The 25,560-nt window shown below is 70.9% G+C and carries 25 protein-coding genes; 10 read left to right on the top strand and 15 right to left on the bottom strand.

The window, feature by feature from the left end; translation table 11 throughout:
- Window position 1: 1 nt before the first annotated feature.
- Genes V6S66_RS05210 through V6S66_RS05200 form a run of 3 tightly spaced genes read right to left on the bottom strand, consistent with a single transcriptional unit; the run spans window position 2 to window position 2,653 of the window.
- Window positions 2-814, bottom strand: a complete 813-nt coding sequence (locus V6S66_RS05210; RefSeq protein ID WP_334205692.1) for an ABC transporter permease — start codon at window positions 812-814, stop codon at window positions 2-4.
- Entirely contained in the window at window positions 807-2,015 is a 1,209-nt protein-coding gene (locus V6S66_RS05205; RefSeq protein ID WP_334205691.1) for an ABC transporter ATP-binding protein, read from the bottom strand. Before V6S66_RS05205 ends, V6S66_RS05210 begins: the two co-directional genes overlap by 8 nt.
- Window positions 2,012-2,653 carry an ABC transporter permease gene (locus V6S66_RS05200; RefSeq protein WP_334205690.1) on the bottom strand — a complete coding sequence of 214 codons (642 nt, stop codon included), beginning with the start codon at window positions 2,651-2,653 and terminating at the stop codon, window positions 2,012-2,014. Before V6S66_RS05200 ends, V6S66_RS05205 begins: the two co-directional genes overlap by 4 nt.
- Window positions 2,654-2,872: 219 nt before the next feature.
- Between V6S66_RS05200 and V6S66_RS05195 the strand changes: the two genes are divergently transcribed.
- Window positions 2,873-5,254 carry an excinuclease ABC subunit UvrA gene (locus tag V6S66_RS05195; RefSeq protein ID WP_334205689.1) on the top strand — a complete coding sequence of 794 codons (2,382 nt, stop codon included), beginning with the start codon at window positions 2,873-2,875 and terminating at the stop codon, window positions 5,252-5,254.
- Between the two features lie 12 nt (window positions 5,255-5,266).
- Here V6S66_RS05195 and V6S66_RS05190 read toward each other — a convergent pair whose 3' ends face one another.
- Entirely contained in the window at window positions 5,267-6,229 is a 963-nt protein-coding gene (locus V6S66_RS05190) for an NAD(P)H-dependent flavin oxidoreductase (RefSeq protein ID WP_334205688.1), read from the bottom strand.
- Between the two features lie 59 nt (window positions 6,230-6,288).
- On the opposite strand from V6S66_RS05190, the gene V6S66_RS05185 reads away from it, so the two are divergent.
- Window positions 6,289-6,735, top strand: a complete 447-nt coding sequence (locus V6S66_RS05185) for a nuclear transport factor 2 family protein (RefSeq protein ID WP_334207225.1) — start codon at window positions 6,289-6,291, stop codon at window positions 6,733-6,735.
- A gap of 10 nt (window positions 6,736-6,745) precedes the next feature.
- On the opposite strand, the gene V6S66_RS05180 is transcribed toward V6S66_RS05185, so the two are convergent.
- The gene (locus tag V6S66_RS05180; RefSeq protein ID WP_334205687.1) at window positions 6,746-7,387 is read right to left on the bottom strand and encodes a TetR/AcrR family transcriptional regulator; all 642 of its coding nucleotides are present in this window, start codon (window positions 7,385-7,387) and stop codon (window positions 6,746-6,748) included.
- A 118-nt stretch (window positions 7,388-7,505) separates the two neighbouring features.
- Between V6S66_RS05180 and V6S66_RS05175 the strand changes: the two genes are divergently transcribed.
- Window positions 7,506-8,267 carry a 3-hydroxyacyl-CoA dehydrogenase gene (locus V6S66_RS05175; protein ID WP_334205686.1) on the top strand — a complete coding sequence of 254 codons (762 nt, stop codon included), beginning with the start codon at window positions 7,506-7,508 and terminating at the stop codon, window positions 8,265-8,267.
- 15 nt (window positions 8,268-8,282) lie between these two features.
- On the opposite strand, the gene V6S66_RS05170 is transcribed toward V6S66_RS05175, so the two are convergent.
- Window positions 8,283-8,759 (bottom strand): hypothetical protein, encoded by a 477-nt coding sequence (locus tag V6S66_RS05170; protein ID WP_334205685.1) that lies wholly within the window; start codon window positions 8,757-8,759, stop codon window positions 8,283-8,285.
- Between the two features lie 201 nt (window positions 8,760-8,960).
- On the opposite strand from V6S66_RS05170, the gene V6S66_RS05165 reads away from it, so the two are divergent.
- A complete protein-coding gene (locus V6S66_RS05165; protein ID WP_334205684.1) occupies window positions 8,961-10,121 on the top strand; it encodes an exonuclease SbcCD subunit D in 1,161 nt (386 codons plus the stop codon).
- Window positions 10,118-13,063, top strand: coding sequence for an SMC family ATPase (locus V6S66_RS05160; RefSeq protein WP_334205683.1), 2,946 nt, complete (start codon window positions 10,118-10,120; stop codon window positions 13,061-13,063). The genes V6S66_RS05165 and V6S66_RS05160 overlap by 4 nt, the downstream gene beginning before the upstream one ends.
- A gap of 1 nt (window position 13,064) precedes the next feature.
- Here the strand turns inward: V6S66_RS05160 and V6S66_RS05155 are convergent, their stop codons facing one another.
- Window positions 13,065-13,637 (bottom strand): DinB family protein, encoded by a 573-nt coding sequence (locus V6S66_RS05155; RefSeq protein WP_334205682.1) that lies wholly within the window; start codon window positions 13,635-13,637, stop codon window positions 13,065-13,067.
- A 71-nt stretch (window positions 13,638-13,708) separates the two neighbouring features.
- Here V6S66_RS05155 and V6S66_RS05150 point away from each other — a divergent pair, with 71 nt between their 5' ends.
- Window positions 13,709-14,101, top strand: a complete 393-nt coding sequence (locus V6S66_RS05150; protein WP_334205681.1) for a universal stress protein — start codon at window positions 13,709-13,711, stop codon at window positions 14,099-14,101.
- A gap of 71 nt (window positions 14,102-14,172) precedes the next feature.
- On the opposite strand, the gene V6S66_RS05145 is transcribed toward V6S66_RS05150, so the two are convergent.
- Genes V6S66_RS05145 through V6S66_RS05120 form a run of 6 tightly spaced genes read right to left on the bottom strand, consistent with a single transcriptional unit; the run spans window position 14,173 to window position 21,027 of the window.
- A complete protein-coding gene (locus V6S66_RS05145) occupies window positions 14,173-15,627 on the bottom strand; it encodes an NAD-dependent succinate-semialdehyde dehydrogenase (RefSeq protein WP_334205680.1) in 1,455 nt (484 codons plus the stop codon).
- Window positions 15,624-16,760 carry a zinc-binding dehydrogenase gene (locus V6S66_RS05140; protein ID WP_334205679.1) on the bottom strand — a complete coding sequence of 379 codons (1,137 nt, stop codon included), beginning with the start codon at window positions 16,758-16,760 and terminating at the stop codon, window positions 15,624-15,626. Before V6S66_RS05140 ends, V6S66_RS05145 begins: the two co-directional genes overlap by 4 nt.
- A gap of 49 nt (window positions 16,761-16,809) precedes the next feature.
- Window positions 16,810-17,604, bottom strand: coding sequence for an enoyl-CoA hydratase/isomerase family protein (locus V6S66_RS05135; RefSeq protein ID WP_334205678.1), 795 nt, complete (start codon window positions 17,602-17,604; stop codon window positions 16,810-16,812).
- The gene (locus tag V6S66_RS05130; protein WP_334205677.1) at window positions 17,601-18,674 is read right to left on the bottom strand and encodes an acyl-CoA dehydrogenase family protein; all 1,074 of its coding nucleotides are present in this window, start codon (window positions 18,672-18,674) and stop codon (window positions 17,601-17,603) included. Before V6S66_RS05130 ends, V6S66_RS05135 begins: the two co-directional genes overlap by 4 nt.
- Window positions 18,675-18,685: 11 nt before the next feature.
- Window positions 18,686-19,816 (bottom strand): acyl-CoA dehydrogenase family protein, encoded by a 1,131-nt coding sequence (locus V6S66_RS05125; RefSeq protein ID WP_334205676.1) that lies wholly within the window; start codon window positions 19,814-19,816, stop codon window positions 18,686-18,688.
- Window positions 19,813-21,027, bottom strand: a complete 1,215-nt coding sequence (locus tag V6S66_RS05120) for a CaiB/BaiF CoA transferase family protein (RefSeq protein WP_334205675.1) — start codon at window positions 21,025-21,027, stop codon at window positions 19,813-19,815. The genes V6S66_RS05125 and V6S66_RS05120 overlap by 4 nt, the downstream gene beginning before the upstream one ends.
- A gap of 110 nt (window positions 21,028-21,137) precedes the next feature.
- Between V6S66_RS05120 and V6S66_RS05115 the strand changes: the two genes are divergently transcribed.
- The 4 genes from V6S66_RS05115 (at window position 21,138) to V6S66_RS05100 (ending at window position 23,950) form a co-directional block, all read left to right on the top strand.
- Window positions 21,138-21,527 carry a Zn-ribbon domain-containing OB-fold protein gene (locus tag V6S66_RS05115; RefSeq protein WP_334205674.1) on the top strand — a complete coding sequence of 130 codons (390 nt, stop codon included), beginning with the start codon at window positions 21,138-21,140 and terminating at the stop codon, window positions 21,525-21,527.
- Window positions 21,524-22,690 (top strand): acetyl-CoA acetyltransferase, encoded by a 1,167-nt coding sequence (locus V6S66_RS05110; protein ID WP_334205673.1) that lies wholly within the window; start codon window positions 21,524-21,526, stop codon window positions 22,688-22,690. The genes V6S66_RS05115 and V6S66_RS05110 overlap by 4 nt, the downstream gene beginning before the upstream one ends.
- A 44-nt stretch (window positions 22,691-22,734) precedes the next feature.
- Window positions 22,735-23,493: an SDR family NAD(P)-dependent oxidoreductase gene (locus V6S66_RS05105; protein WP_334205672.1), complete on the top strand. Its 759-nt coding sequence runs from the start codon at window positions 22,735-22,737 to the stop codon at window positions 23,491-23,493.
- Between the two features lie 115 nt (window positions 23,494-23,608).
- Window positions 23,609-23,950, top strand: a complete 342-nt coding sequence (locus V6S66_RS05100) for a TraR/DksA family transcriptional regulator (protein WP_334205671.1) — start codon at window positions 23,609-23,611, stop codon at window positions 23,948-23,950.
- Here V6S66_RS05100 and V6S66_RS05095 read toward each other — a convergent pair.
- Window positions 23,928-24,530: a DUF1294 domain-containing protein gene (locus tag V6S66_RS05095; protein WP_334205670.1), complete on the bottom strand. Its 603-nt coding sequence runs from the start codon at window positions 24,528-24,530 to the stop codon at window positions 23,928-23,930. The genes V6S66_RS05100 and V6S66_RS05095 overlap by 23 nt on opposite strands.
- Before the next feature lie 42 nt (window positions 24,531-24,572).
- A complete protein-coding gene (locus V6S66_RS05090) occupies window positions 24,573-25,547 on the bottom strand; it encodes an NAD(P)H-dependent flavin oxidoreductase (RefSeq protein ID WP_334205669.1) in 975 nt (324 codons plus the stop codon).
- Window positions 25,548-25,560 lie beyond the last annotated feature (13 nt).

The raw sequence follows: 25,560 nt of genomic DNA, 5'->3' as shown, positions 1-25,560 counted from the left end.
GTCAGATCCCCTTCGGCCGGGTGGCGAGCTCGAGCACGCGACCCAGCCACTCGATGAGCAGCGCGATCAGGGCGATCAGCACGGCACCGGTCACCATGAGCGAGAAGCGGAACAGCGTGATGCCGGTCTGGAGCACCTCGCCGAGACCACCGGCGTCGATGAAGCACGCGAGCGAGGCCGTGCCGGCGATGAGGACGAGTGCCGTACGAACGCCCGACATGATGACCGGCACCGCCAGCGGCAGCTCGACCTTGAGCAAGGTGGCCGCGTTGGTCATGCCGAGCCCGCGACCGGCCTCGACCAAGGTGGGATCAACCCCTTGGATGCCGACGATCGTGTTGCGCAGCACGGGCAGGATCCCGTAGAGGCTCAGCGCCCAGATCGCGGTCCAGAAGCCCCCGTCGAGCCACAGGAACAACAGCACGATCAGGCCCACCGACGGGGCGGCCTGGCCGGCGTTGGCGATGCCGATGACGACCGGCGACGCCGCGCGGAACCGGCCACGGGTGAGCAGGATGCCGAGCGGCACGGCGATCGCCACGACGATGATCGCGGCCACCACGGTCAGCTGGACGTGCTCCCAGCCGAGCGACCGCAGTTCCGACCAGCGCAACTGTTGGGCCTCGACGGAGTCGAGATCGGCCGTCTGGCGCCACCACACGAACGCGCCGAAGACGGCGGCCACGAGGACGGGAGGCACGACGAGCATCAGCACCATCTCGCGCGTGATGACCCGGGCCGAGCTCTTCGGGGAGAGGTCGTCGTCGACGACGTCCTCGGTGCCGTCGGGCTTGGTCGGGAGCGTGTCAGCCATCGGCCCGCGCCCCCTCCTGCTGCTCCAGGTCCAGCTGGTGCTCGGCCGCCTCACGCTCGGTCTTGCGCATGTACTCGGTGACCGTCTCGAAGTCGAGCACGCCGAGGTACTTGTCGCGATCACCCGTGACGATGACCTTGGAGTGGGCCGCCGTCAGCATCGTGTCGAGCGCGTCGTTGAGGGTGGCCGCGTGGTCGAGCGTCACGAGGTTCTCGCGCGGCGAGCCCTTGACCTTGTCGTGGGTGCGGACCTGCCGCAGCCACGGCCAGGCCACGGGACGCTCACGATCGTCGAGGACCACGAGGGCGTCGTCGCCGGCCTGCTCCGCGCGGCGCACCGCCGGACCGGTGTCCTCGCCGATCGCCGCGGTCGTCGGGTGGACCAGGTCGAGCGAGCGGACGCGAGCCAGGGACAGCTGCTTGAGCGACGACCCGGCCCCCACGAAGTCGGCGACGAAGTCGTTGGCCGGGGCCGCGAGGATCGCGTCGGGGGTGTCGTACTGGGCGATGTTCGCCCCCTCCTGCAGGATCAGGATGCGGTCACCGAGCTTGATGGCCTCGTCGATGTCGTGGGTGACGCAGACAATGGTCTTGCGCAGCTCGCGCTGGATGCTGATGAGCTCGTCCTGCAGTCGCTGGCGGGTGATCGGGTCAACCGCGCCGAACGGCTCGTCCATCAGGATCACGGGCGGGTCGGCCGCCAGGCCGCGGGCCACGCCGACGCGCTGCTGCTGGCCGCCGGAGAGCTCACGCGGATAGCGGTCGCGGTAGCGGTCGGGGTCCAGGCCCACGAGGTCGAGCAGCTCGTCGACGCGCTGGGTGATCCGCTTGGAGTCCCACCCCAGCATCTTCGGGACGACCGCGATGTTCGACGCCACGCTCATGTGCGGGAAGAGGCTGCCGCCCTGGATGACGTAACCGATCTTGCGGCGCAGGCTCGTGGCGCTGTCCTTGCGGATGTCCGCGCCGTCGATGCGGATCGTGCCCGAGGTCGGCTCGATCAGGCGGTTGATCATCTTGAGCGAGGTCGTCTTGCCGCAACCGGACGGGCCGACGAAGGCGACGATCTCGCCGGCCGGGATCGTCAGCGAGAGCGACTCGACCGCGGGGGTCTTCTGCCCCGGGTACTTCTTGACGACGTTCTCGAGCTGCAGCTCAGCGCCGCTGATGCTCCCGCCGGCGGCCTGGTCGGTCTGCGTCATGCGCGGATTCCCTTCGAGATGGTGACTCGCCCCAGGAGGAGCATCAGCAGGTCGGCGACGAGGGCGACGAGCACGATGCCCACCGTGCCCACGACGGCGTAGTTGACGGCGTTGACGCCGCCGGCCTGCGAGAGGCCGGTGAAGATGTAGCCGCCGAGGCCCGGACCGAGCACGTAGGCGGCGATCGCCGCGATGCCCATCGACATCTGCACCGACGTGCGCACGCCGGCGTGGATGACGGGCCAGGCGAGCGGGAGGCGCACGCGTAGGAGCACCCCGGTCTCCGACATGCCGAGTCCCCGGGCCGACTCGATCAGCGTCTTGTCGACCTGGGCGAACCCGACCACGGCGTTGCGCAGGATCGGCAGCGTCGCGTAGAAGGCCACGCAGATGAAGGCGGTCAGCGCGCCGATCATCGTGAGCGGCAGCAGCAGGCCCACGAGGGCGAACGACGGGATCGTCAGCCCGATCGCCGAGACCGTGTTGGCGATCGGGTCGAGGAACTGGAACCGGTCGACCACGACAGCGATGCCGACGGCCACCACGGTGGCCACGACCACCGCCTGCAGCACCAGGTTGGCGTGCTGGAGCGCGTTGTAGGCGATGATGTCGCCGCGCTCCGAGATGAACTCCCACATGCGTTCGGGATCCCCTCGCCGTGCGTTCTTGGACGATTCACCCAAGCACGGGTTCTGCGACCTCGCTAGGCGTCGTGTGCCGTGGAGCACAGCGGATCAGCGCGGCCGACCGGCGTCCGAGCCTGCAATCGCAGGGAACCTCGGACGTTCAGGTCACTCTCAGAAATTGCCCGTGCCAATCGCCCCGGGCGGTCGGTGTGCTGCGGCAGGATGGCGGCCATGGCCGAGACGACGCGTCAGCATCCGGTGGGGCACCCCGCCGACACCCACGACCTCATCCGTGTGCAGGGCGCGCGCGTCAACAACCTCAAGGACGTCAGCGTCGAGATCCCCAAGCGACGCCTCACGGTCTTCACCGGCGTCTCGGGCTCCGGCAAGAGCTCGCTCGTGTTCGGCACGATCGCCGCCGAGTCGCAGCGCCTGATCAACGAGACCTACAGCGCCTTCCTGCAGGGCTTCATGCCCTCGATGGCTCGCCCCGACGTCGACCTGCTCGACGGCCTGACCACCGCGATCCTCGTCGACCAGGAGCGCATGGGCGCCAACTCCCGCTCCACGGTCGGCACCGTGACCGACGTGAACGCGCTGCTGCGCATCCTGTTCAGCCGCCTCGGCGACCCGCACGTCGGCGGCCCGCAGGCGTACTCGTTCAACGTCGCCTCGATCAGCGGTGCCGGAGCGGTGAAGTTCGAGAAGGGCGGCGAGACCGTCAAGGAGCGCCGCGAGTTCAGCATCCAGGGCGGCCAGTGCCCCACGTGCGAGGGCATGGGGCGGGTCAGCGACGTCGACCTGACGGCGCTGTTCGACGCCGACAAGTCGCTCAACGAGGGAGCGATCCTGATCCCCGGCTACTCGATGGAGGGCTGGTACGGGCGCATCTTCCGTGGCGTCGGGTGGTTCGACCCGGACAAAAAGCTCGGGAAGTTCACGAAGGCCGAGATGGCCGACCTCCTGCACAAGGAGGCCACCAAGATCAAGATCGACGGCATCAACCTGACGTACCTGGGCCTGATCCCCCAGATGCAGAAGTCGATGCTCAGCAAGGACCCCGAGGCTCTGCAGCCGCACATCCGGGCGTTCGTCGAGCGGGCGGTCATCTTCACGCCGTGTCCCGACTGCGAGGGCACCCGCCTCAACGCCCAGGCGCGGTCCTCGAAGGTCGCCGGCCTCAACATCGCCGAGGCGTGCGGCATGCAGATCAGCGATCTCGCCGCGTGGGTGCGGGGCATCACCGACGCCGGGGTCGCCCCGCTGATCGACGGACTGCAGTCCACGCTCGACTCGTTCGTCGACATCGGCCTGGGCTACCTGAGCCTCGACCGCTCCTCCGGATCGCTGTCCGGCGGCGAGGCCCAGCGCACCAAGATGATCCGGCACCTGGGCTCCTCTCTCACCGACGTCACCTATGTGTTCGACGAGCCCACGGTGGGCCTGCACCCGCACGACATCGACCGCATGAATGCCCTGCTGCTGCAGCTGCGCGACAAGGGCAACACCGTGCTGGTCGTGGAGCACAAGCCCGAGACCATCGCGATCGCCGACCGAGTGGTCGACATGGGCCCGAAGGCCGGCACCGCGGGCGGTGAGATCGTCTTCGAGGGGACGCTCGACGAGCTGCGGTCCGCCGACACCCTGACCGGACGGCACCTCGGCTACCGCGCCGAGCTCAAGACCGACGTGCGCACGCCGACCGGCCAGATCGAGATCCGCGGGGCGTCGGACCACAACCTCACGGGCGTCGACGTCGACGTGCCCACCGGGGTGCTGTGCGTCGTCACGGGGGTGGCCGGCTCGGGCAAGAGCTCGCTGATCCACGGGTCCGTCGTCGGCCGCGAGGGGGTCGTCGCGATCGACCAGGGCGCGATCAAGGGGTCTCGGCGGAGCAACCCCGCCACCTACACGAGCCTGCTCGAGCCGATCCGCAAGGCGTTCGCCAAGGCCAACGGGGTCAAGCCGGCCCTGTTCAGCGCCAACTCCGAGGGTGCCTGCCCCGCCTGCAAGGGTGCGGGCGTCATCTACACCGACCTCGGGGTCATGGACACCGTCTCCACCCCGTGCCAGGAGTGCGAGGGCAAGCGGTTCCAGGCCGCGGTGCTGGAGTACACCTTCGGGGGCAAGAACATCGCCGAGGTCCTGGCGATGCCGGTCGCGGACGCCGAGACCTTCTTCGCGGACGGTGACGGCAGGCTGCCGGCGGCCCACAAGATCCTCCAGCGCATGAACGACGTCGGCCTCGGCTACGTCAGCCTCGGCCAGCCGCTCACCACGCTGTCGGGCGGCGAGCGGCAGCGGCTGAAGCTCGCCACCCACCTGGGCAACGACGGCGGCACCTACGTGCTCGACGAACCCACCACGGGCCTGCACCTGGCCGATGTCGAGAACCTGCTCGGGCTGCTCGACCGCATCGTCGAGTCGGGCAAGTCGGTCATCGTGATCGAGCACCACCAGGCCGTCATGGCCCACGCCGACTGGATCATCGACCTCGGTCCGGGTGCCGGCCACGACGGCGGCCAGGTCGTCTTCGAGGGCACCCCGGCCGACCTCGTCGCGGACTCATCGACCCTGACGGGCCAGCACCTCTCGGCGTACGTCGGCGGCTGAGGCCGGCCCGGCTCAGGCCAGCTTGGCGTCGAGCTCGGCCTTCGCCGCGTCGAACTCGGTCCGGAAGCGCGCGACGAGGTCGGCCACGTCCCGGACGCCGTCGACAGCGCCGACGCCCTGGCCGGAGCCCCAGATGTCGCGCCACGCCTTCGAGTCGTCCGTGCCGAAGCTCATCGCCGACGGGTCGGACGTCGGCAGGTCGGCGGGGTCGAGCCCGGCCGCCTCGATGCTGCCGCGCAGGTAGTTGCCGTGCACGCCCGTGAAGAGGTTGCTGTAGATGATGTCGCCGGCGCCGGAGTCGACGATCATCTGCTTGTAGTCGTCGGTGACGTTGGCCTCGTGGGTCGCGAGGAAGGCCGAGCCGACGTACGCGAAGTCGGCGCCCGCAGCGAGCGCGGCGAGGATCGACCGGCCGTGCGCGATGGCGCCCGACAGCAGGAGCGGGCCGTCGAACCAGGCGCGGATCTCCTGCAGCAGCGCCAGGGGCGACTGCGTCCCGGCGTGTCCGCCGGCTCCCGCGGCCACCGCGATGAGGCCGTCGGCGCCCTTCTCGATCGCCTTGTGGGCGAAGCGGTCGTTGATCACGTCGTGCAGCACGATGCCGCCGTAGGAGTGCACGGCCTCGTTGATCTCCGGTCGCGCGCCGAGCGAGGTGATGACGATCGGCACCTCGTGCTTGACCACGAGCTCCATGTCGGCGTCGAGCCGGTCGTTCGACTTGTGCACGATCTGGTTGACCGCGAACGGCGCCACGATGGCGTCGGGGTTCTGCGACGCGAACGTCGCGTTGCTCTCGGCGATCTCGTGCAGCCAGTCGTCGAGCAGGGTCGCCGGGCGGGCGTTCAGCGCGGGGAACGCACCGATCACACCGGCCTGGCACTGCGCGGTCACGAGCGTGGGGCCGGAGGCGATGAACATCGGCGACGCGACGAGCGGCAGCGTCAGCGGGCTCCGCAGGACTTCGGGCAGCGACATGGGGACCTCCACGGGGGACGGGCGGGACGTCCAGCAGCGTAGCCTACGGTCAGCACTGACTGCGCAACAGGAAGGTAGGCCATGACAGCCGACCGCACTCCCCCTCCGCCTCCCGCTCCACCCCCCCCACGATCCGGGCCTGGCACGCCCTCGTCGCCGCCCCGACACCCCAGGGCCTGCGCGATCTCCTCGCCGCCGACGTCACGTTCCGCTCCCCCGCCGTGCACACGCCGCAGGAGGGTCCCGACCTCACGTTCGCCTACCTCTGGGCCGCCCTCGCCGTGCTCGGACCGGGGCTGACCTACCACCGCGAGTGGTACGCCGAGGACTCCGCGGTGCTCGAGTTCACGACCACGATCGACGGCAAGGACGTCCACGGCGTCGACATGATCGCCTGGGACCAGGACGGAGCGATCGTCGACTTCACCGTGATGGCCCGCCCGCTGCGCGGCCTGCAGGCCCTGATCGCCGCCATGGGCGCCGAGCTGCAGAAGGCCCACGGCTGACGAGCGCTGCTCAGTCGCCGAGCCCGAGCTCCCGCAGGGCGAAGCTCCGCCACGTCGCGACGTTGGGGTCGGCCGACGGGTCGCGCGGGTCGAACGCGTAGGTCAGCGCCACGCCGCGCATGCTCGAGTTGAGGAGGTCGCGCACGGCCGCGTAGCGCGGGTGGGCGGTGACCTGGGGGCCGAACAGGCCGTCGACCGCCTCGCGGATCGCCGCCCCCAGCGCGTGCTCGCGCGGGCGGAGCGCCTCCGCGAGCGCCTCGTTCTGGCGGGCCGCGAGCCACAGCTCGGTGGCCGCCCAGAAGTAGCCCTGGTGGTAGGTGGTCCACATCGAGTCGATCGCCGCCACGACGCGCTCGGCCGGGTCGTCGGGCCAGCCCGAACCACCGTGGGTCGCGCGCACGCGTCCCTCCGCGATGTGCTGCACCGCGGCCACGAGCAACGCGTCGCGGTGCGGGTACTGGTGCAGGAGACGGCCGCGGCTGACGCCGGCGCGCTGCTGGATCTTGAGGGTCGACGCACCGCTGTAGCCGTGCTCGATCAGCACCTCGACCGCGGTGTCCAGCAGGTGCTGCTGCGTGACCCGGCTGCGGGCGGCGTAGTCGGAGTACGCGATCGAGTCGTCGGCGTCGGGCGCCTGGTCGGTCGGGCTCATCCGCTCCTCGCTCCTGATCGCGAGGGGTCCTCGCCACCTGTTACAGTCACCGCTGACTGTAGCAGCGTGAGGGCGGCCACACCGTCTCCGCAACCCCACCTCCAGCAAGGAAATCCGCATGGACATCTCCCACACCGTCGCCCTCGTCACCGGCGGCGCGTCCGGCCTGGGTCGCGCGACCGTCGAGGCCCTCGTGGCCAAGGGCGCCAAGGCCGTCGTGCTCGACCTCCCGGGTGCCGGCGACGACGTCGCCACCGCCCTCGGCGACGCGGTCAGGGTCGTGGGCGCCGACGTCCGTGACGCCGACCAGGTCCAGGCCGCGATCGACGCCGCCGCCGAGCTCGGCGAGCTGCGCATCGTCGTCAACTGCGCCGGCACCGGCGACGCGATCAAGACCGTCGGTCGCGACAACGCGCCGTACCCGCTGGAGAAGTTCCAGCGCATCATCGAGATCAACCTGATCGGCACGTTCAACGTGACGCGCCTGGCCGCGGCCCACATGGCGGGCCTCGGCCCCGTCGGCGAGGAGCGCGGCGTCATCGTCAACACCGCCTCGGTCGCGGCGTTCGACGGTCAGATCGGCCAGGCGGCGTACTCCGCCTCGAAGGGTGGCGTCGTCGGCATGACGCTCCCGATCGCGCGCGATCTCGCGAAGCTGCAGATCCGTGTCAACACGATCGCGCCGGGCCTGTTCAACACGCCGCTGCTCGCCTCGCTGCCCCAGGAGGCCCGCGACTCCCTGGGCCAGCAGGTCCCGCACCCGTCGCGCCTCGGCGAGCCCAAGGAGTTCGGCGCGCTCGCGGCCCACATCGTCGAGAACCCCATGCTCAACGGTGAGACGATCCGCCTCGACGGCGCGATCCGCATGGCCCCCCGCTGAGCCGATCGACCTGAGTCACACCGGCGGCGCCGGGAGCGGCTGGACCTGCTCCCGGCGTTCGTCGTTCCTGGCACCCGCCGAGAGGGTCCAGGCGCTGACGTGGACGATCGCCGTCACGATCACGATGATGGCCAGCGACAGCATCAGCGCGCCGCCCGTGCCGAAGCTGGGCTCCGGCGTGCTGCTGTACGGCTTCGTCAGCAGCAGCACCACACCCGGCAGGCTGAGGACGGCGGCCACCACTGGCGCCCCGGGGCCCTTGTCGACGAACACGGCCGACAGCAGCAGGGTCGCCACCAGCAGGAGCGCCAGCAGGAGACCGACCCCGGCGATCCCGCCACCGGTGTTCGAGATCATCGCTCCGGCCCACAGGTTCATGGTGTCGAAGGACTCGACCTCGGGTGAGGACCAGAGCGGCAGGAACGTCGCGACGAACGCCAGCAGGGCGCTCGTCAGGTAGACCTGACCGAAGACCGTGGTGAGCCGTGTCATGGTGCTGCCTCTCGTGCGGCGGTGACCGGTGCCGGTCGATGGTGCCGGTCGATGGTGCCGGGTCGGCACGGCGCGCTCCACACCCCGTGATGACGACAGCGCGGCGGCGCCGACCCGACATCTGTTCAGACGAAGGGGGCACCACGAATGTTCCCGTCCGGCCGAGGCCGGCGTGTCGGCGGCGCACCCTAGGGTTCTGGCATGCGCATCTGGCACACCTCCGACTGGCACGTGGGTCGCACGTTCCACGGCCATGCCACGCTCGAGCCGCTCGAGGGCGTGCTGCGCGAGATGGCCGAGACGGTGCGCGCGCTGGAGGTCGACGTCGTCGTCGTGGCGGGCGATGTCTACGACTCGTCCACGCCATCGGCCGACGCCATCGGCGTCTTCAACCGCAGCCTGCGTCGACTGCGCGAGGCCGGCCCCCAGGTCGTGCTCACCGCCGGCAACCACGACTCCCCCACACGGCTGGGGTCGATGTCCGACTTCGTGTCGGCGTCCGGCGTCCACGTCATCACGCGTCCCGAGCAGGTCACCGTGCCGGTCACGCTGCACGACGACCACGGTCCGGTGCACGTCTACGGCATCCCGTTCCTGGAGCCCGCCCGGCTGCGGCACGTGTGGGAGGCCGATCCGATGCGGACCCAGGCCCACGCGGTCGACGAGGCGATGCGACTCGTCCGCGCCGACCTCGCCGAGCGGGGCGGCCGCTCGGTCGTGCTGGCCCACACGTTCGTGGCCGGGGCCGAGGGCGAGTCGTGCGAGTCCGAGCGCGCCATCGTCGACAGCCCCACGGTGGGCGGGGTCGATCGCGTCCCGGTCACGGGCTTCGACGGCGTCACGTATGCCGCGCTCGGGCACATCCACGGCCGGTCGGTGCTGGCCGAGCACGTCCGCTACAGCGGGGCACCGCTCCACCTGTCGTTCTCGGAGGAGGCCAAGCCGCGCGGCGGGTGGCTCGTCGACCTCGACGCCGACGGGCTGGCCGACGTCACGTGGGTCGACCTCGGCGTGCCGCGTCCCCTCGTCACGCTCACCGGCACGCTCCAGGAGCTCCTCGAGGCACCCGAGCACGGCGCCCACACCGCGGCGTGGGTGCGGGCGCGCCTCACCGACCCGCTGCGCCAGCGCGACGCGATGCGGCGCCTGCAGAGCCGATTCCCCCACTGCGCCCAGCTCGACTACGTCGCGCTGGCGGCCCCCGTCGGTGGCGACCGCGCCTACCGCGAGCTCGTGCACGGCAAGTCCGACCTCGAGGTCGTCGACACCTTCCTCGGTCGCGTGCGCGGTACCGGCCTCGACACCGACGAGCGCGAGATCGTCGACGACGTCCTCGCGCACTCAGGTGCGGAGCTGCCGTGAGGATCCACTCCGTCTCGATGGCGGGCTTCGGCCCGTACCGCGACCGGGTCGAGGTCGACTTCGACGCCTTCGCCGACGACGGCATCTTCCTGCTCACGGGGCGCACCGGCGCCGGCAAGTCCTCGGTGCTCGACGCGCTCACCTACGGGCTCTTCGGCACGGTGCCTCGCTACGACGGCAAGATCGACGAGGCCGTCCGCAGCCGCTACCTGGCCCCCGGCGTGCCCACCGAGGTCACGGTCGAGCTCACGGTGGCCGAGACCCGCTACCGCGTCTGGCGCTCGCCGGCGTACCGCCGTCCCAAGAAGGTCGGCACCGGCACGACGCCGGAGAAGGCCCGGATCGAGCTGAGCCGTCTCGGCGAGGCGGGGTTCGAGGTCTTCGAGACCAAGATCGGCAACGCCGAGACCCACGTGCAGGAGCTCCTCGGGCTCGACGCCCACCAGTTCCTGCAGGTGGTGCTGCTGGCGCAGGGCCAGTTCCAGGAGTTCCTCGTCGCGAAGAGCGAGACCCGCCGGCAGCTGCTGCGCCGGCTCTTCGGCACCCAGCGCTTCGACACGTACTCCAGCGCCGTGCAGGACCGCGCCCGCGCCGCCAAGCAGCAGCTCGAGCACGTCCTCACCACGATCTCGGCCAAGGCCGGCACCCTCGCCCAGCAGTCGGGCACCGAGGCTCCCCCGACCGATGTCGTCGGCTGGGCCGAGCAGGTCGTCGCCGACCAGCAGGAGGTCGTGTCCGCGGCCTCGGCCCGGGCCGAGGCCGACCGCCTGCGCCTCGCCGCCGTCGACGAGGCGTTCCACGCCGCCCGCATCACGGCCGAGCGCCAGCAGCGGCGCGCCGAGGCGCTGCGCCGGCAGGCCGAGCTCGCCGAGCAGCAGCACGAGGTCACGGCGCACCGCCAGACGGTTGCGGCCGCCCGGCGGGCGGTCGTCGCCCACCAGGCGGTCGGGCAGCACCGCCGGGCGGCCGAGGCCGCCGCCGACGCCGAGGCGGCCCACGACGCAGCGCTCGCTGATCTCGCCGCACGGCTCCCGGAGCAGGGTGTCGAGCTCGAGGCCGTGCGCCGTCGCGCCGACGAGCTCGCCGAGGAGGTCGGCGCCCTCGGGGCGTCCGTCGAGCTCGAGCGCCGACTCCCCGATCTGCGGCAGCGGGCCGCCGCGTCGTCCGAGGCTGTCGCCGCCTTCGGCCACGACCTCGAGCACCGCGGCACCGAGCGCGACCTCACGACGCACCGCATCGACGAGGTGCGGCTGCAGCTCGAGGCCACGACCGAGCTCGGCGCCCAGCACGCCTCGGCGACGGCCGACCTCGAGCGGCTGCGCGAACGCCAGTCGCGTGCGGCCGAGGCCGACCGGCTCGAGCAGCGGATCGCCACGGCCACCCGCGAGCAGCTCACGCTCACCGAGACCGCCAACCGTGCCGAGACCGCGTTGCTCGCGCTGCGTCGGCGTCAGCTCGACGGCTACTCCGCCGTGCTCGCCGCCCAGCTCGCGGACGGCGAGCCCTGCCTCGTGTGTGGCGCCACCGACCACCCGCACCCGGCCCGACCCACCGACGACCACGTGGAGGAGGCCGACCTCGACCTGGCCGCACAGGCGGAGTCCACGGGCCGCGAGGCGGCCGGAGCCGCGACGTCGGCCCTCGAGCGCCTGCGCACCTCGTTCGAGACCGCGGTCGAGCAGGCCGGCGGCACCACGGCCGAGCTCACCACCGCGGTCGAGGCCGCCACCGAGGCACTCACCGGGCTGGGCCGTGAGCTCGGTCGACGTGCCGCTCTCGAGGCCGAGGCGAAGGCCCTCCGCACCACGCTCGACCAGCTCGACCGGCAGCTCGCCGCCAGCGCGGTCGAGCGCGAACGACTGGCCGGAGTGGCCGTCGCGGCCGCCGCGACCCTCGGCGAGGCCGAGCAGCAGGTCGCGGACGCCCGTGGCGACGCCGTCTCGGTCGAGGCGGTGCGCGGCGCACGCCGCGGTGACCTGGCCGCCGTGCGGGCCGTCGCCGAGGCCGTCGAGCGGCTGCAGGAGTGCCGGGCCGCCACGGTGGAGGCCACCGGCATCCTCCAGGCCGCCCTCGACGCCGGCGGATTCGCCTCGGCCGAAGAGGTCGAGACCGCGGTCGTGGCCACGGCCGAGGTCACGCGACTCGACCAGCTCGTCGCTCGTCACGACGCCGCACTGACGGCCGTCGCGAGCATCCTCGCCGAGCCCGAGCTGGCCGACCTGCCGGCCGAGCCCGTCGACGTCGAGGCACCGCGAGCCCAGCTCGTCGAGGCGAAGCGCGCCGCCACCGCGTCCGGCGAGGAACGCGCCACGCAGCAGGGCCGCCTCGAGGCCTACGCGTCGTTGACCGGCGAGATCGCGGCGGCCGTCACCGCGTCGGCGGCGCAGCTCGCGCGGTACGAGACCGTCGCAGCACTCGACAAGACCCTCCGTGGCATGGGCGCCAACCAGCTGCGCATGCCGCTCGAGACCTTTGCCCTCGTCGCCGAGCTCGAGGACATCCTCGGGGCGGCCAACGTCCGTCTCGCCTCGATGACCGGCGGTCGGTACGAGCTGCAGTACTCCGACGACACCACGTCGGCCGGCATCTCGGGGCTCGAGATCGCGGTGCTCGACGCCCACACGGGCGACACCCGCTCGCCCAGCTCGTTGTCGGGGGGCGAGAAGTTCCAGGCGTCGCTGGCGCTCGCGCTGGGCCTGGCCGAGGTCGTCACCTCACGCGCCGGCGGGCTGCGCCTCGACACGCTCTTCATCGACGAAGGATTCGGCTCGCTCGACCCCGAGACCCTCGAGGTCACGATGGAGACCCTCGACGCCCTGCGCGAGGGTGGACGCACGATCGGCCTCATCAGTCACGTCGAAGCCATGAAGGAGCAGATCCCGGCCCAGGTGCGGGTCGAGCGCACCACCGACGGGTCGAGCACGATCCGCACGTCGGCCTGAGTCAGCGTCCGGCCGCCTCGCGGGCGGCCTGCTCGACGCGGGCCACGTGGGCGGGCCAGTCGGTCCCGTCGGGCATGTTCTCCACGCCCGGTCTCAGCCCGGTGAATCCGTCCAGGCCTTCCCGCAGGACGTCCAGCTGGCCCGCGTGCCGCGCGAGCTCCACGGTCATGTGCACCAGGATCTGCTGCAGCGTCACGCCACCCCGGTCGCCCCACCAGGGCACCCGGCCGGCGGCCTCCAGCGGCAGCGCCTCGATCGTCGCGTCGGCATGGGCCCAGGCGCGGCTCCACAGGTCGAGCACGTCGGCCCGTGACTCGTCGGCCGGGCACCACAGGTCGATCAGCGGGTCGTCGTCGCTGAGCGGCAGGTCGCCCGGGAACGGCCGGTCGAACACGAGGCCGAAGTACTCCGCCGTGCAGGCGGCCACGTGCTTGGTCAGTCCCAGCAGGTTGGTGCCGGTCGCGGTCAGCGGTCGACGCACGTCGAGGTCGTCGACGCCCTCGAGCTTCCAGAGCCACGCCTCACGCAGTTGGTCGAGGTACTGCACGAGCATGGCCTTGTCATCGGCGGACATGCCGTCATCGTGGCACTACAGGCGACAAAGATCGCATTCGTTTGTGCATACATCATGGGTAGGATGACCCCATGACGATCTTGCTGTCCTACGTCCCCTCCGAGCCCGGCGATGCCGCGGCGCCGGTCGCGATCGCCGAGGCGGCCGCCCACGGCGTGCCCCTCGTGATCGTCAACGCGTTGCGCGGCGGTGCGCTGGTTGATTCCCACGCAGCGTCGGACGAGGCGCTCACCACCCTCGTCGAGCAGGCTCGCGCCGCCGGGGTCGATGCCACCGTCGAGCGCCCCGAGAACACCGACATTGTCGAGGCGATCCTCGAGCTCGCCGAGAAGGACGACGTCTCGACGATCGTGATCGGGGTCCGACACCGTTCACCGGTCGGCAAGCTCCTGCTCGGCAGCGTCGCCCAGCGCGTCATCCTGGAGGCCCCCTGCGCGGTGCTGGCGGTCAAGCCGCAGGCGTAGCGTCTGCGCCACTCGAGGGGCGACGAGGAACCAGGACTTCTCAAGGGGCCCTCAACGGGTGGGTGCTGCGATCACCGCGCGATTCCCACATACTGGTGCTCGAGGTACTCGTCGATGCCCTCGCGGCCGCCCTCGCGGCCCAGCCCCGACTCCTTGACCCCGCCGAACGGCGCCGCAGGATCCGACACGACACCCGTGTTCACGCCGACCATCCCGAACTGCAGGCGCGGGACGAACCGCAACGTACGGTCGAGGTCGCGCGTGTAGACGTAAGCCGCCAACCCGTACGGCGTGGAGTTGGCCAGGCGCGCCGCGTCGTCCTCGTCGACGAAACTCTGCACCGGCGCGACCGGGCCGAAGATCTCCTCGGTCACGACGCGGGAGTCGGCACCGACGCCGTCGAGCACAGTGGGTGGGTAGAAGTAGCCAGGACCGTCCGGCAGCTCGCCACCGACGACCAGACGCGCTCCGTCGGCGACGGCGTCGGCGACCAGACCGTGCACGCGCCGGCGCGACCGCTCGTCGATCAGAGGTCCGAGATCCGTCCCGGCGTCCGTGCCCGGTCCGAGGACGAGCGCGTCCATCGATGCGGCAAACCGCTCGACGAACTTCTCACGGATCGACGTCTGCACCAGGAATCGGTTCGCCGCGGTGCAGGCCTCGCCGATGTTCCTGGTCTTGGCCGCAATGGCTCCCTCGACCGCTGCATCGAGGTCGGCGTCATCGAAGACCACGAACGGCGCACTGCCTCCGAGCTCCATCGAGCACCGCAGCACCCCGTCGGCAGCCGAGGCCAGCAGCCGCTTGCCCACGGGGGTCGAGCCGGTGAACGAGAGCTTCCGCAGGCGCGGATCGGCCAGGAGATGGCCGGTCGCCGTCGCAGGGTCCGCGGTGGTCACGACGTTCAGCACCCCGGGCGGCAGGCCGACCTCCTCGAAGATCTTCGCGAGGGCGAGTGTCGTGAGCGGGGTCAGCTCGGCCGGCTTCACGACCGCGGTGCACCCCGCCGCCAGCGCGGGAGCGATCTTGCGTGTCGCCATCGCCAGCGGGAAGTTCCACGGCGTGATGAGCAGGCACGGGCCCACCGGTCGGCGGTTCACGAGCATGTGGAGTCGTCCGCTCGGCAGCGTGCCGGTTCGACCATCGATGCGGACGGCCTCCTCTGCGAACCACCGCAGGAACTCGGCGCCGTAGGCGACCTCACCGCGCGCCTTGCCCATCTCGGCCGTGATGAGGCGGGCAAAGCCGTTGGTGTTCTCGTGGACGAGGTCGAAGGCTGCCACCAGGAGGATCGCCCGAGCGCGCGGCGCGACCTCCGCCCACGACTCCTGCGCCCGGTCGGCCGCGGTGAGTGCTGCGGACCCGTCGCTCGCGTCGCCGTCGGCGACCTGGGTCAGCGGCTCTCCCGTCGCCGGGTCGGCCACGACGAACCGCCGGCCCGAGGACGCCCCACGCCACGTGCCGTCGACGAACAGGTCAGCCTTCGCGCCACCGAGCAGGTCGTCGATGTACTGCGCGACGCTCACGCGCGAGTTTCGGCCGGGTCGGCGCTCGCGTCGAGCCGGACGATCTGGCGCAGCTCCGCACCGCTCGCGAGCAGGTCCATCGCCCGGTTGATCCCCTCGAGCCCGATGGTCGAGCTGATGAGCTTCTCGACCGGCAGCTTCCCGGCACGCCACAGGTCCACGAAGATCGGGATGTCACGGGACGGCACGGCAGAACCCAGGTAGCTGCCGACGATCGTGCGGCCCTCGGCCACCAGGGCCAGCGGCGAGATCTCGACGGTCTCCTGGGGTGTCGGCAAGCCGACCGTAATCGTCCGGCCACCGGGGGCGGTGAGGGCGAGGGCGGAGGCGAACACGGCTCCCCGGCCGACGGCCTCGATTACGGCATCGGCCTTGATGCCCTTCTCAGCGGCCTCCTGCGGCGTGTAGGTCTCGTGGACGCCGAGATCGCGGGCAGCGGCGAGCTTGTGCTCGAGCATGTCGATACCGATGACTCGAACGTCGTCATGGGCGAGGGCCGTGATCGCAGCGGCGAGGCCCACGCCGCCCAGACCAACCACGGCGATGCTCGACCCCGGGCGCGGCTTCGCCACGTTGATGACCGCCCCTCCGCCCGTCAGGACCGCGCATCCGAGGACGGCGGCCACGTCGGCCGGGACGTCGTGGTCCACGACCACGAGCGAACGACGGTCGACCACGGCGTGCGTGGCGAAGGCCGAGACCCCGAGGTGGTGGGCGATCTGGGAGGTCCCGTCGTGCAACCGGCTCCCCCCGGCGAGCAGCACTCCGGCGCCGTTGGCGACTGACCCCGGCTGGCAGGGTGCCATGCCGTCCGTGCGACAGCCGCCGCACTCGCCGCACCGGGGCAGGAAGGTCATCACCACGCGGGTTCCGAGCGGGAGGCCGGCGACGTCCGACCCGACAACCCGGACGAGCCCCGCGGCCTCGTGGCCGAGCAACATCGGCACAGGTCGTGGGCGATTGCCGTCGACCACGGAGAGGTCGGAGTGGCAGACGCCTGCAGCCTCGATCTCGACCAGGACCTCCGTGGGTCCGGGCTCGTCAAGCTCGAGCTCGACGACCCGGACGGGCCGGGACTCCTCGAACGGGGCCGGGTCTCCGATGCGCTCCAGCACTGCTCCGCGGATCCTCATGTGATGCCCTTCCAACGCGCTCGGTCTGACAGATCTGGCTGACCGCGGATCAGCGGCCAGTGAACTCTGCCGGACGTCGCTCGAGATTCGCGGCGATCCCCTCGGTCGAGTCAGCGGTCTGCCACAGGCGGGCCTGCTCGCTGATCTCACGTTCGAGGATCGCGGCGACCTCGTCGGCCAACCCGTCCCGCAGTGTCGTGCGCATGGAGCGTACGGCGAGTGGTGCCCGTGCCGCCAGCGTCGTGGCGAGACCCAGGGCGCCCTCCCGGACCGCGGCGTTCGCGTCGTCCTCGTCACCGACCAGGACGTCCGCCAGACCGATCGTCGCGGCCTGCTCACCCGTGACGCGCTCGGCCGTCAGCAGCAGTCGTGAAGCCGTCTGGGTGCCGACGATGCGGGGCAGGGACACGCTCAGCCCGAAACCTTGGTGGAACCCCAGTTGAGCGAAGTTCGCGTGGAAGCGCGTCGAAGGCGCAGCCACACGAAAGTCAACGGCGCAGGCCAGACCCAACCCGCCGCCGACCGCCGAGCCTTGCACCGCGGCGACGACCGGCACGGGGATCGTGAAGATGCGGTGCGCTGCGCGGTAGATCTCGCGCGACTCCGCGACGCGATCCTGCCCCATCCCGCCGCTGCCGAAGTTGGCACCGGCGCAGAAGTGCTTGCCCTGGGAGGCGAGAACGATGGCGCGGGTGCCGGACTCGGCAAGCTCGAGCCCCAGGTCGGCGATGCGACGGAGCACGTCGAGGTCGAAGTAGTTCGTCGGCGGGCGTTGCACCTCGATCGTGGCGACGTGACCCTGGTGGGTGACAGCGACGGGGACGGTGTTGCTGGTGTCGATCATGCGGACTGGAGTCCTTCCTCGGGGTGGCGGGCGACTAGCTCGGAGAGCCGCGGCGCCACCAGGGCGATGTGGCCCACGCGCTCCTCGGCCTGGGTCGATGGTTCCCAGAGCTGGCGCATCGCGTGGATACGGCGGGTCACCTGCTGCAACGGGTACTCGCGGGTCATGCCGATCGCGCCATGAGCCTGGTGCGCGGCGGCCGCGGCGCGCACCGCATGCTGTCCGACGACCACCGATGCGGCCGCGACCTCGAACTCGCCTGAGCCCGACGCGACGGCCGCTGCGGCGCGGTCGACACTGAGCATCGATATCGAGGCCGCTTGGGCCAACGTGACGGTGTGGAGCTGCACGGCCTGGAACGATCCGACCGGCTTGCCGAACTGGTGACGCTCTGAGACGTAGCCCGACGTGAGGTCGTAGAGGCGACGCAGCAGACCGGCGAGTGCCGAGCACCGCAGCACCTCGGCGTACCGCAGGAAAGCGTCGGCACCGCCCTCGAGCTGTCCGACCACGGCCGGCGCTTCGGACAGCACCACGGTCGGCACGGGGGTGCCAGCGAGGTCGGTCGACACCTCCACCGTGAAGTCGTCGCGACGCACCAGAACGACGACGTCGTCTCCCTGTTCGTCCCGGGTCAGCAGGACGACCGCGGTGACGTCGGCGGCCCATGGCACATCCGGGATCCGGCCGTCGATCATGGCGTCACTCACGATCGGGACGTCGTCGTGCCGCGAGATGCCAGCGACCGTCATCGGACCGTCGACGTGGCCGAGGCCGGCGCGAACGAGCAGCCTCGCGGCGAGGTGGTGCTCGAGCACAGGCAGCGGGGTCGCGCGGTACGCGGCGTGATGCACGAGCGCGACGACGTCGGCGAACGTGCCGCCAACGCCTCCGTGCTCCTCGGAGATGCCGATCCAGGGGACCTGCACCGCCTCGGCTCGGTCCCAGAGCGCCCTCGGCAGCTCTCCCGAGCGCTCGGTCGCGTCGACCAGGTCGGGCGTGACCTCGCGGGCGAAGAAGTCCTCCATCAGCTCGACGAGCTCCTCGTCGGCCCTCACGGTCTCGCTCATCGTTTCGTCCTTCATCGTGTGCGCAGCCCCTTCGAGATGACCGACCGCAAGATCTCGTTGGTGCCGCCCCGGATGGTCCAGGAGGGGGCGACCTGCACCGCCTTGGCGAGGAGCGCCTCGTACGGGTCGTCGGCATCGGCGCGGAGCGGCCGGCCCAGGTGGCGCACCATGACCTCGAGACACTCCTGCTCGAAACGGGTCGCCATCTCCTTGATCAGTGCGGCCTCGGTGACCGGCGACTGTCCGTCGTCGACCATGCGGGCCACCGCGAGGCTCATGCCCCGGAAGGCCCAGCAACGCGCCACGATCGAGCCGAGCTCGGCCGTCGCGCGGGTGCCGGACGCCGCTGCCTCCCTGACGGCCCAGCGCTCGACCAGCGGCATCGCCGACATCCAGCGGTCGACGCCGCCGCGCTCCAAGGCGAGCTCTCCGGTGTTCTGGCCCCAGCCGGATCCGACCTCACCGAGGCGCCACTCGTCGGAGATGAACATGTCGACGAACGACAGCTCGCAGAAGTCCTTCGTGCCGTCGATGAACTCGATCGGCGATACGGTCAGGCCCGGGGCGTGCCGGTCGACGATGAATTGCGTGAGGCCGGAGTGGCGGTCCTCCGAGGTTCGGAACAGCGACAGGATGTGAGTCGCCTCGAAGGCGCCGGTCGTCCAGATCTTGGCTCCGTTGACGACCCAGCCGCCGTCAACGCGCTCGGCACGGGTGCGGACCGAGGCCAGGTCGGAGCCCGAGTCGGGCTCGCTCATGCCGATCGAGAACGACAGCTCGCCACTCGCGATGCCGGGCAGGAGCTCCTTCTTCTGGAGCTCGGTGCCATTGGCCGCGATGCTCGGCCCCGACTGGCGGTCGCCGATCCAGTGGTAGCCGACCGGTGCGCCGCGGGCGAGGAGAGCCTCGACGACCACGAGACGGTCGACCGCCGTACGGCCGTGGCCACCGTGCTCGACCGGCAGCGACATGCCGAGCCATCCCTGCGCGCCGAGATCACGCGAGAACTCGGGGTCGATCGCGCCTGCCATGCCGAGACCAAGCGGGTAAGAACCCTCCGGCAGCCGTTCGTCGAGCCACGAGCGGACCTCGTCCTGCAGGTCACGCTCGGCGCGGGTCAGCTCCGTCGCCTGGAGTCTCATGCCAGTCCTCTCGCCGTCTGCATCGGTTCCACGTCTCCCACGCCGGCCGGATGAGCCTGTTGTGGGAGGAACTCGGCCAGCACCTCGTCGGTGTGCTCGCCGATCATCGGCGCATCCCGTCGAAGACCTCCGGGGGTCCGGGAGAAGTTCGCCATCTGGGGCACCAGCCGGTACCGACCGACGGTCGGGTGCTGGGTCAGCTCGAGTTCGTCGACGAGGCCCTGGAGGGTCGCGACCTTGGTCGCCGGAATGCCCTCGGCGCGGCAGAACTCGAGCCACTCCTCCGTCGTCCGGGTGGGGCCGTACTTGCGGACCTCGCGGTACAGCGAGTCAGAGTTCACGAGCGTCGCGCGCTGATCGACGTAGCGCTCGTCATGCTCGGCTCCCTCGACACCGGCGGCCGCGAAGAGCCGTGCGTAGTGCTTCGGCAGGTACGGGAAGAGGTGGACGAGCCCGTCCTTGGTGGGGTGCGGTCGACGCTCCGGCGAGAGCACGCGGGGGTACCCGGCAGCCGGCCGGCCGCCCTCGGCGATCGGCGGCTCCGGGATGGCGCCGCTGCCGTGCTCGGCGAGCATGAACGCTGCGGTCGCCTGCTGCATCGGCACTTCGACGTGCTGGCCGTGGCCGGTGCGCTCGCGGTGGAACAGCGCCGCGACGATCGCCTGCGCCATGACGAGCCCGCAGACCTTGTCGGCGAAGATCGTCGGCAGCAGTGACGGCTCCCCCGTGACCCGCTCGACCATGTCGGCCACGCCACTGGCGGCCTGGATGATGTCGTCGTACGCCGGCTCCTCGGCGCGGGCGCTGTCGAGCGGGAATCCCTGGGCCTGGCAGTAGACGAGGTCGGGCTTGAGCAGCTTCAGGGACTCGTAGTCGAGGCCAAGGCGACGCAGGACCTGCGGACGCATCGTGGCGACCACGACGTCGCACTCGGGCACGAGGGCGCGGATGATCTCGCGACCCTCCTCCGACTTCAGGTCGATGTCGATGGACCGCTTGTTGCGCAGCAGGTTGAGCGCGATGCCAGAGAGCTCCGGGTGCGGGCCCGGGCCCATCACGCGGTTCGTGTCACCGCCGGGCGCCTCGACGAGGATCACGTCGGCACCCTGGTCGGCCAGCACCTGCGTGGCCAGGGGACCCATCACGACCCGCGTCAGGTCGAGGATGCGCACCCCACTGAGCGGGCCAGTGCGGTCTGTCTCACCGGTCACGACGACTCCTTTTCAGCTGGTCCTGCATGGGGCTAGCAACTTCATGCATGAATGTATACTATCATGAATGCTATCTTCAACTGTCCCCCGCTGAACCCCAGGAGGAATCGATGTCGCTCGCCCAGGAAAGGTCGCTGGACGCGACGTACCGACGCCGGCTGACCGAGGGTGCGCTGGCCTTTCAGAGGTGCGGGGACGGTCACGCCGTCTTCCCGCCGCGCCCGGTCTGCCCGACGTGTGGCACCCGCGAGCTGGCCTGGACCGAGAGCGCGGGCGACGCCACGATCTACTCCGCCACGACGATCTCCCCGCGCGACCAGGACCCGTACACGGTGGTGATCCTCGACGTCGCCGAGGGGTTCCGCATGATGTCGCGGCTCGACGGCTCCGACGCCACCACCGCCGTCATCGGCGACGCGGTGCGGCTCGAGGTCCGTCCGATCGCGGCAGGTGGCGACCCGCTCCCTCTCGCCTCACTGACGACGGGAGCCACCGCATGAGGACCGAGTCCCAGCTGCGCGGCAGCACCAGCGTCGTCGGCGTCGCGGAGGCCGGTCTCGGCGAGGTCGGCCCGGACGTGTCGGCCCTGCAGATCGCCGGCGAGGCGTCGCTGGAAGCCATCGCGGACGCCGGGCTGAAACCGTCCGACATCGACGCCGTGTTCTGCCACTCAGCCTTCTTCACCTTCCCGGCCACGACGCTCAGCGAGTACCTCGGCCTCCAGCCGCGCTACGTCGACACGACCGCCACGGGTGGCAGCTCGTTCGTCGCCCACCTGCGGCACGCCACCGCCGCGATCAACGCCGGCATGGCCGAGGTCGCCTTGATCGCCTACGGCAGCAACCAGCGCTCCCACTCGGGCGGCCTCGCGACGTCGGGGGCCAATCTCGTCCCGTCCTACGAAGCACCCTTCGGCCCTCGCCTCCCGGTTTCGGGCTACGCGCTCGCGGCGGCACGTCACATGCACGAGTTCGGCACGACCCGAAAGGACTTCGCTGAGATCGCGGTCGCCGCCCGCAAGTGGGCGAAGCTGCACCCGCACGCCTTCACCCGCGACGACCTCGCGATCGACGATGTTCTCGGCGCGCGCATGGTTTCCACCCCGCTGTCGGTCCGCGACTGCTGCCTCGTCACCGACGGCGCCGGCGCCGTGGTCGTGACGACGACGGAGCGGGCCCGCGACCTCCAGCAGGCGATCGTGCCGATCCTGTCGGTCGCCGAGGCCGCGCGGCACATGAACATCTCGACGACGCCAGACCTGACGACGACCGCGGCTGCCGAGTCCGGACCGCGCGCGTTCGAGCTTGCGGGGCTGAAGCCGTCCGACGTCGACGTCGTCGAGGTCTACGACGCGTTCACGATCAACACGCTGCTGTTTCTCGAGGACCTCGGCTTCTGCGCCAAGGGCGAGGGCGGTTCGTTCGTCGCCGACGGCGGCATCGCCCCCGGCGGGCGTCTCCCGGTCAACACCAACGGCGGCGGGCTCTCGTACACCCATCCCGGCATGTACGGGATCTTTCTGATCGTCGAGGCCGTGCGTCAGCTGCGCGGCGAGGCGGGAGACCGTCAGGTCGCCGACGCCCACGTGGGCCTGGTCCACGGCAACGGCGGCGTCCTCTCCAGCCAGGTGACGGCCTTGCTCGGCGACGCCTCGACCCTCTGATCTCTTCCCTCATCACCACGAGTCCACGACACAAGGAGCACCCCATGTCTGAAGGAGTCCTGCAGGACCGCGTCGCCGTCATCACCGGCGCCGGCCAGGGCATCGGTCGCGCGATCGCGGAGCGATACGCCGCCGAAGGCGCCAAGGTCGCTGTCATCGACATCGACGGCGACCGCGCGAAGGAGGTGGCCGACGCGATCAACGCGAACGGCGGCACCGCGATCGGCGTCGCGAACGACGTCGCCAGCCGCGCCTCGGTCGAGGCCGCCGCGGCCGAGATCGCCGAGAGGCTCGGCACCATCACGATCCTCGTGAGCAACGCCGGCGTCACCCGCCCGGCGATGCTCTGGAAGATGACCGACGAGCAGTGGGACGTCGTCATGGCGACCCACGTCAACGGCAGCTTCTACTGGCTGCAGGCCGTGGTACCGGGCATGCGCGAGCTCAAGCAGGGCAACATCATCCTCACCAGCTCGGCCGCCGGCATCAACGGCACGATCGGCCAGATCAACTACGCCACGGCCAAGGCCGGCCTGCTCGGCATGGCGCGTTCCGCGGCGAAGGAGCTGGCGCCCGCCGGCATCATCGTCAACGCGATCGCCCCGGCTGCGTCGACGCCCATGACCGAGACGATCCGCACCGACGAGCGCTTCAAGGACAAGTACCTCGAGTCCATCCCGCTCGGCCGGTGGGCCGAACCCGAGGAGATCGCGGGCGTCTACGTCTTCCTGGCCTCCCCGGACTGCAGCTACATGACCGGCCAGACCTTCTCCGTCGACGGCGGCCGCGTGCCCGTCCGCTGACCGGGCGATCAACGGGGTTCACTCCGAAACTCGCGACCGGGCACGGGAGGCGTCCCGCGCTCGGTCACGAGCTCCTGTGCCCGGTCCTGTGGGCGCCTCGGCCTACCGTGAGCCCATGTCCGATGCCCACCATCGCCTCGAGGCCGGGCGCGCCGAGACCCAGCGTCGTCTCGCGAGCCTGACCCGTGACTTCGACGGCGTCGTCGCGGCCTCACGTGACTCGAACGCTGACGACGAGCACGACCCCGAGGGCGCCACGATTGCGTTCGAGCGTGAGCAGACGGGTGCCCTGGTCAGCCAGGCGCATCGGCACCTCGCCGAGATCGACGCTGCGCTCGAGCGCGTGGCCGCCGGTACCTACGGCATCTGCGAAGAGTGCGGCGAGCCGATCGCCGAGGGCCGTCTCGAGGCCCGCCCCGTCGCGCGCACCTGCATCAGCTGCGCGGCAGCTCACTGAGCAGGAACCCGGCCAGCGCCGCGATGTTCGTGGCCACCGTGAACCAGTAGACGCTCCTGAACGGCTGCTTCACGGTCTTGTGCCGCAGCAGGTGCCGCGCGAGCAGTGCGCCCGGCCACCCACCGAACAGGCCCGCGAGGTGCAGCACGCGCTCAGGCGCCCGCTGCGCCCCACGTCTCGCCGCGAGCTTGTCCGCGCGATACATCAGGAAGGTGAGGACGCTGACCAGGCCGTAGCCGAGGACGACGCCCCACGGCAGGCGGTCGATCTCGACGAGGATCGCCAGGACAGCGAAGAAGGCCGTGACGAAGCCGATCGCGCCGGTCATCCCGGCCGGCGCTCCGGCTGAGGGCACAGCTCCGGGGTACCTGACATCCACGGCACACGGACGCCCGCGCTCGCGTCCCTCCGCGTACGTGACCTCACGGCCGGCGACAGGGCGTCGGCCGCTCGGGAAGGCCTTGACGTGGGCGAAGACTCGCGGACCGCCGCCGGTCGGCACGATGAACCCGAACCCGCGGTCGTCGTTCCAGTCCGCCAGGACCCCTCGGCGACGTCCCTCGCCCTCGCTCTCCGTCACCGGTCATGGATACCACCGGCCTGGTCCACGATTCGTGCGCGCTCAGGCGGAGATGAAGCCGCCGAGTCGCTGCTGGATGATCTGCTCGGCGCCGGCGACCATGCGCTCGATGAGCTCGCGCGCGGTCGGGACGTCCTCGATGAGGCCCTGGACCATGCCCACCGACCAGACGCCGGCATCGAGGTCACCGGTCTCGTAGACCGTGTGGCCGCGGGTCCCTGCGACGAGGTCCTTGATCTCCGGGAACTGCGCACCCTCGTCGAGCATCTCCACGACCTTCGTGCTGACCTCGTTGCGGGCCACGCGGGCGGTGTTGCGCAGCGGGCGGAAGATCAGCTCGGTCTCGCGCTCCGTGGCGTCGACGATGCGCTGCTTCACGTCGGCGTGGATGAACGACTCCTGGACGCTCATGAAGCGCGTGCCCATGTTGACGCCGTCGGCGCCGAGGGCGAGCGCGGCGACCAGCCCGCGCTCGTCGGCGATGCCGCCGGACGCAATGACCGGGATCGTCAGCCTGCTCGTGGCGGCCGGGATCAGCACGAGCCCCGGAATGTCGTCCTCACCGGGGTGACCCGCGCACTCGAATCCGTCGATGCTCACGCCGTCGACGCCGACCTTCTCGGCCTTCACCGCGTGGCGCACGCTCGTGCACTTGTGCAGCACCTTGATGCCGTGGGCGTGGAAGAACGGGATGTGCGGCTCGGGGTTCTGGCCCGCGGTCTCGACGATCGTGATGCCGGCCTCCGCGATCGCTCGCCGGTACTCGTCGTACGGCGGCGGGTTGATCGTGGGCAAGATCGTGAGATTGACGCCGAGCGGCTTGTCGGTCATGGCCTGCGCGCGACGGATCTCGGCGAAGAGGTCCTCCGGCGTGGGCTGCGTCAACGCCGTGATGATGCCGAGTCCGCCGGCGTCGGACACGGCGGCGGCGAGCTCGGCGCGACCGACCCATTGCATGCCGCCCTGGACGATGGGGTGGGTGACGCCGAAGATCTCGGTGAAGCGGGTGCGCAGCATGCAGACGGTCCTG

It is taken from the genome of Aeromicrobium sp. Sec7.5 (assembly GCF_036867135.1).
GTDB lineage: Bacteria > Actinomycetota > Actinomycetes > Propionibacteriales > Nocardioidaceae > Aeromicrobium.
The sequence above is the reverse complement of the archived record's forward strand: the minus strand, read 5'-3'. Positions and strand labels throughout refer to the sequence as shown.

Coding starts and splice junctions, on each gene's coding strand:
- V6S66_RS05210 (WP_334205692.1), bottom strand. CDS start 814: ATGGCTGACACGCTCCCGACCAAGCCCGACGGCACCGAGGACGTCGTC.
- V6S66_RS05205 (WP_334205691.1), bottom strand. CDS start 2,015: ATGACGCAGACCGACCAGGCCGCCGGCGGGAGCATCAGCGGCGCTGAG.
- V6S66_RS05200 (WP_334205690.1), bottom strand. CDS start 2,653: ATGTGGGAGTTCATCTCGGAGCGCGGCGACATCATCGCCTACAACGCG.
- V6S66_RS05195 (WP_334205689.1), top strand. CDS start 2,873: ATGGCCGAGACGACGCGTCAGCATCCGGTGGGGCACCCCGCCGACACC.
- V6S66_RS05190 (WP_334205688.1), bottom strand. CDS start 6,229: ATGTCGCTGCCCGAAGTCCTGCGGAGCCCGCTGACGCTGCCGCTCGTC.
- V6S66_RS05180 (WP_334205687.1), bottom strand. CDS start 7,387: ATGAGCCCGACCGACCAGGCGCCCGACGCCGACGACTCGATCGCGTAC.
- V6S66_RS05175 (WP_334205686.1), top strand. CDS start 7,506: ATGGACATCTCCCACACCGTCGCCCTCGTCACCGGCGGCGCGTCCGGC.
- V6S66_RS05170 (WP_334205685.1), bottom strand. CDS start 8,759: ATGACACGGCTCACCACGGTCTTCGGTCAGGTCTACCTGACGAGCGCC.
- V6S66_RS05165 (WP_334205684.1), top strand. CDS start 8,961: ATGCGCATCTGGCACACCTCCGACTGGCACGTGGGTCGCACGTTCCAC.
- V6S66_RS05155 (WP_334205682.1), bottom strand. CDS start 13,637: ATGTCCGCCGATGACAAGGCCATGCTCGTGCAGTACCTCGACCAACTG.
- V6S66_RS05150 (WP_334205681.1), top strand. CDS start 13,709: ATGACGATCTTGCTGTCCTACGTCCCCTCCGAGCCCGGCGATGCCGCG.
- V6S66_RS05140 (WP_334205679.1), bottom strand. CDS start 16,760: ATGAGGATCCGCGGAGCAGTGCTGGAGCGCATCGGAGACCCGGCCCCG.
- V6S66_RS05135 (WP_334205678.1), bottom strand. CDS start 17,604: ATGATCGACACCAGCAACACCGTCCCCGTCGCTGTCACCCACCAGGGT.
- V6S66_RS05130 (WP_334205677.1), bottom strand. CDS start 18,674: ATGAGCGAGACCGTGAGGGCCGACGAGGAGCTCGTCGAGCTGATGGAG.
- V6S66_RS05125 (WP_334205676.1), bottom strand. CDS start 19,816: ATGAGACTCCAGGCGACGGAGCTGACCCGCGCCGAGCGTGACCTGCAG.
- V6S66_RS05115 (WP_334205674.1), top strand. CDS start 21,138: ATGTCGCTCGCCCAGGAAAGGTCGCTGGACGCGACGTACCGACGCCGG.
- V6S66_RS05110 (WP_334205673.1), top strand. CDS start 21,524: ATGAGGACCGAGTCCCAGCTGCGCGGCAGCACCAGCGTCGTCGGCGTC.
- V6S66_RS05105 (WP_334205672.1), top strand. CDS start 22,735: ATGTCTGAAGGAGTCCTGCAGGACCGCGTCGCCGTCATCACCGGCGCC.
- V6S66_RS05100 (WP_334205671.1), top strand. CDS start 23,609: ATGTCCGATGCCCACCATCGCCTCGAGGCCGGGCGCGCCGAGACCCAG.
- V6S66_RS05090 (WP_334205669.1), bottom strand. CDS start 25,547: ATGCTGCGCACCCGCTTCACCGAGATCTTCGGCGTCACCCACCCCATC.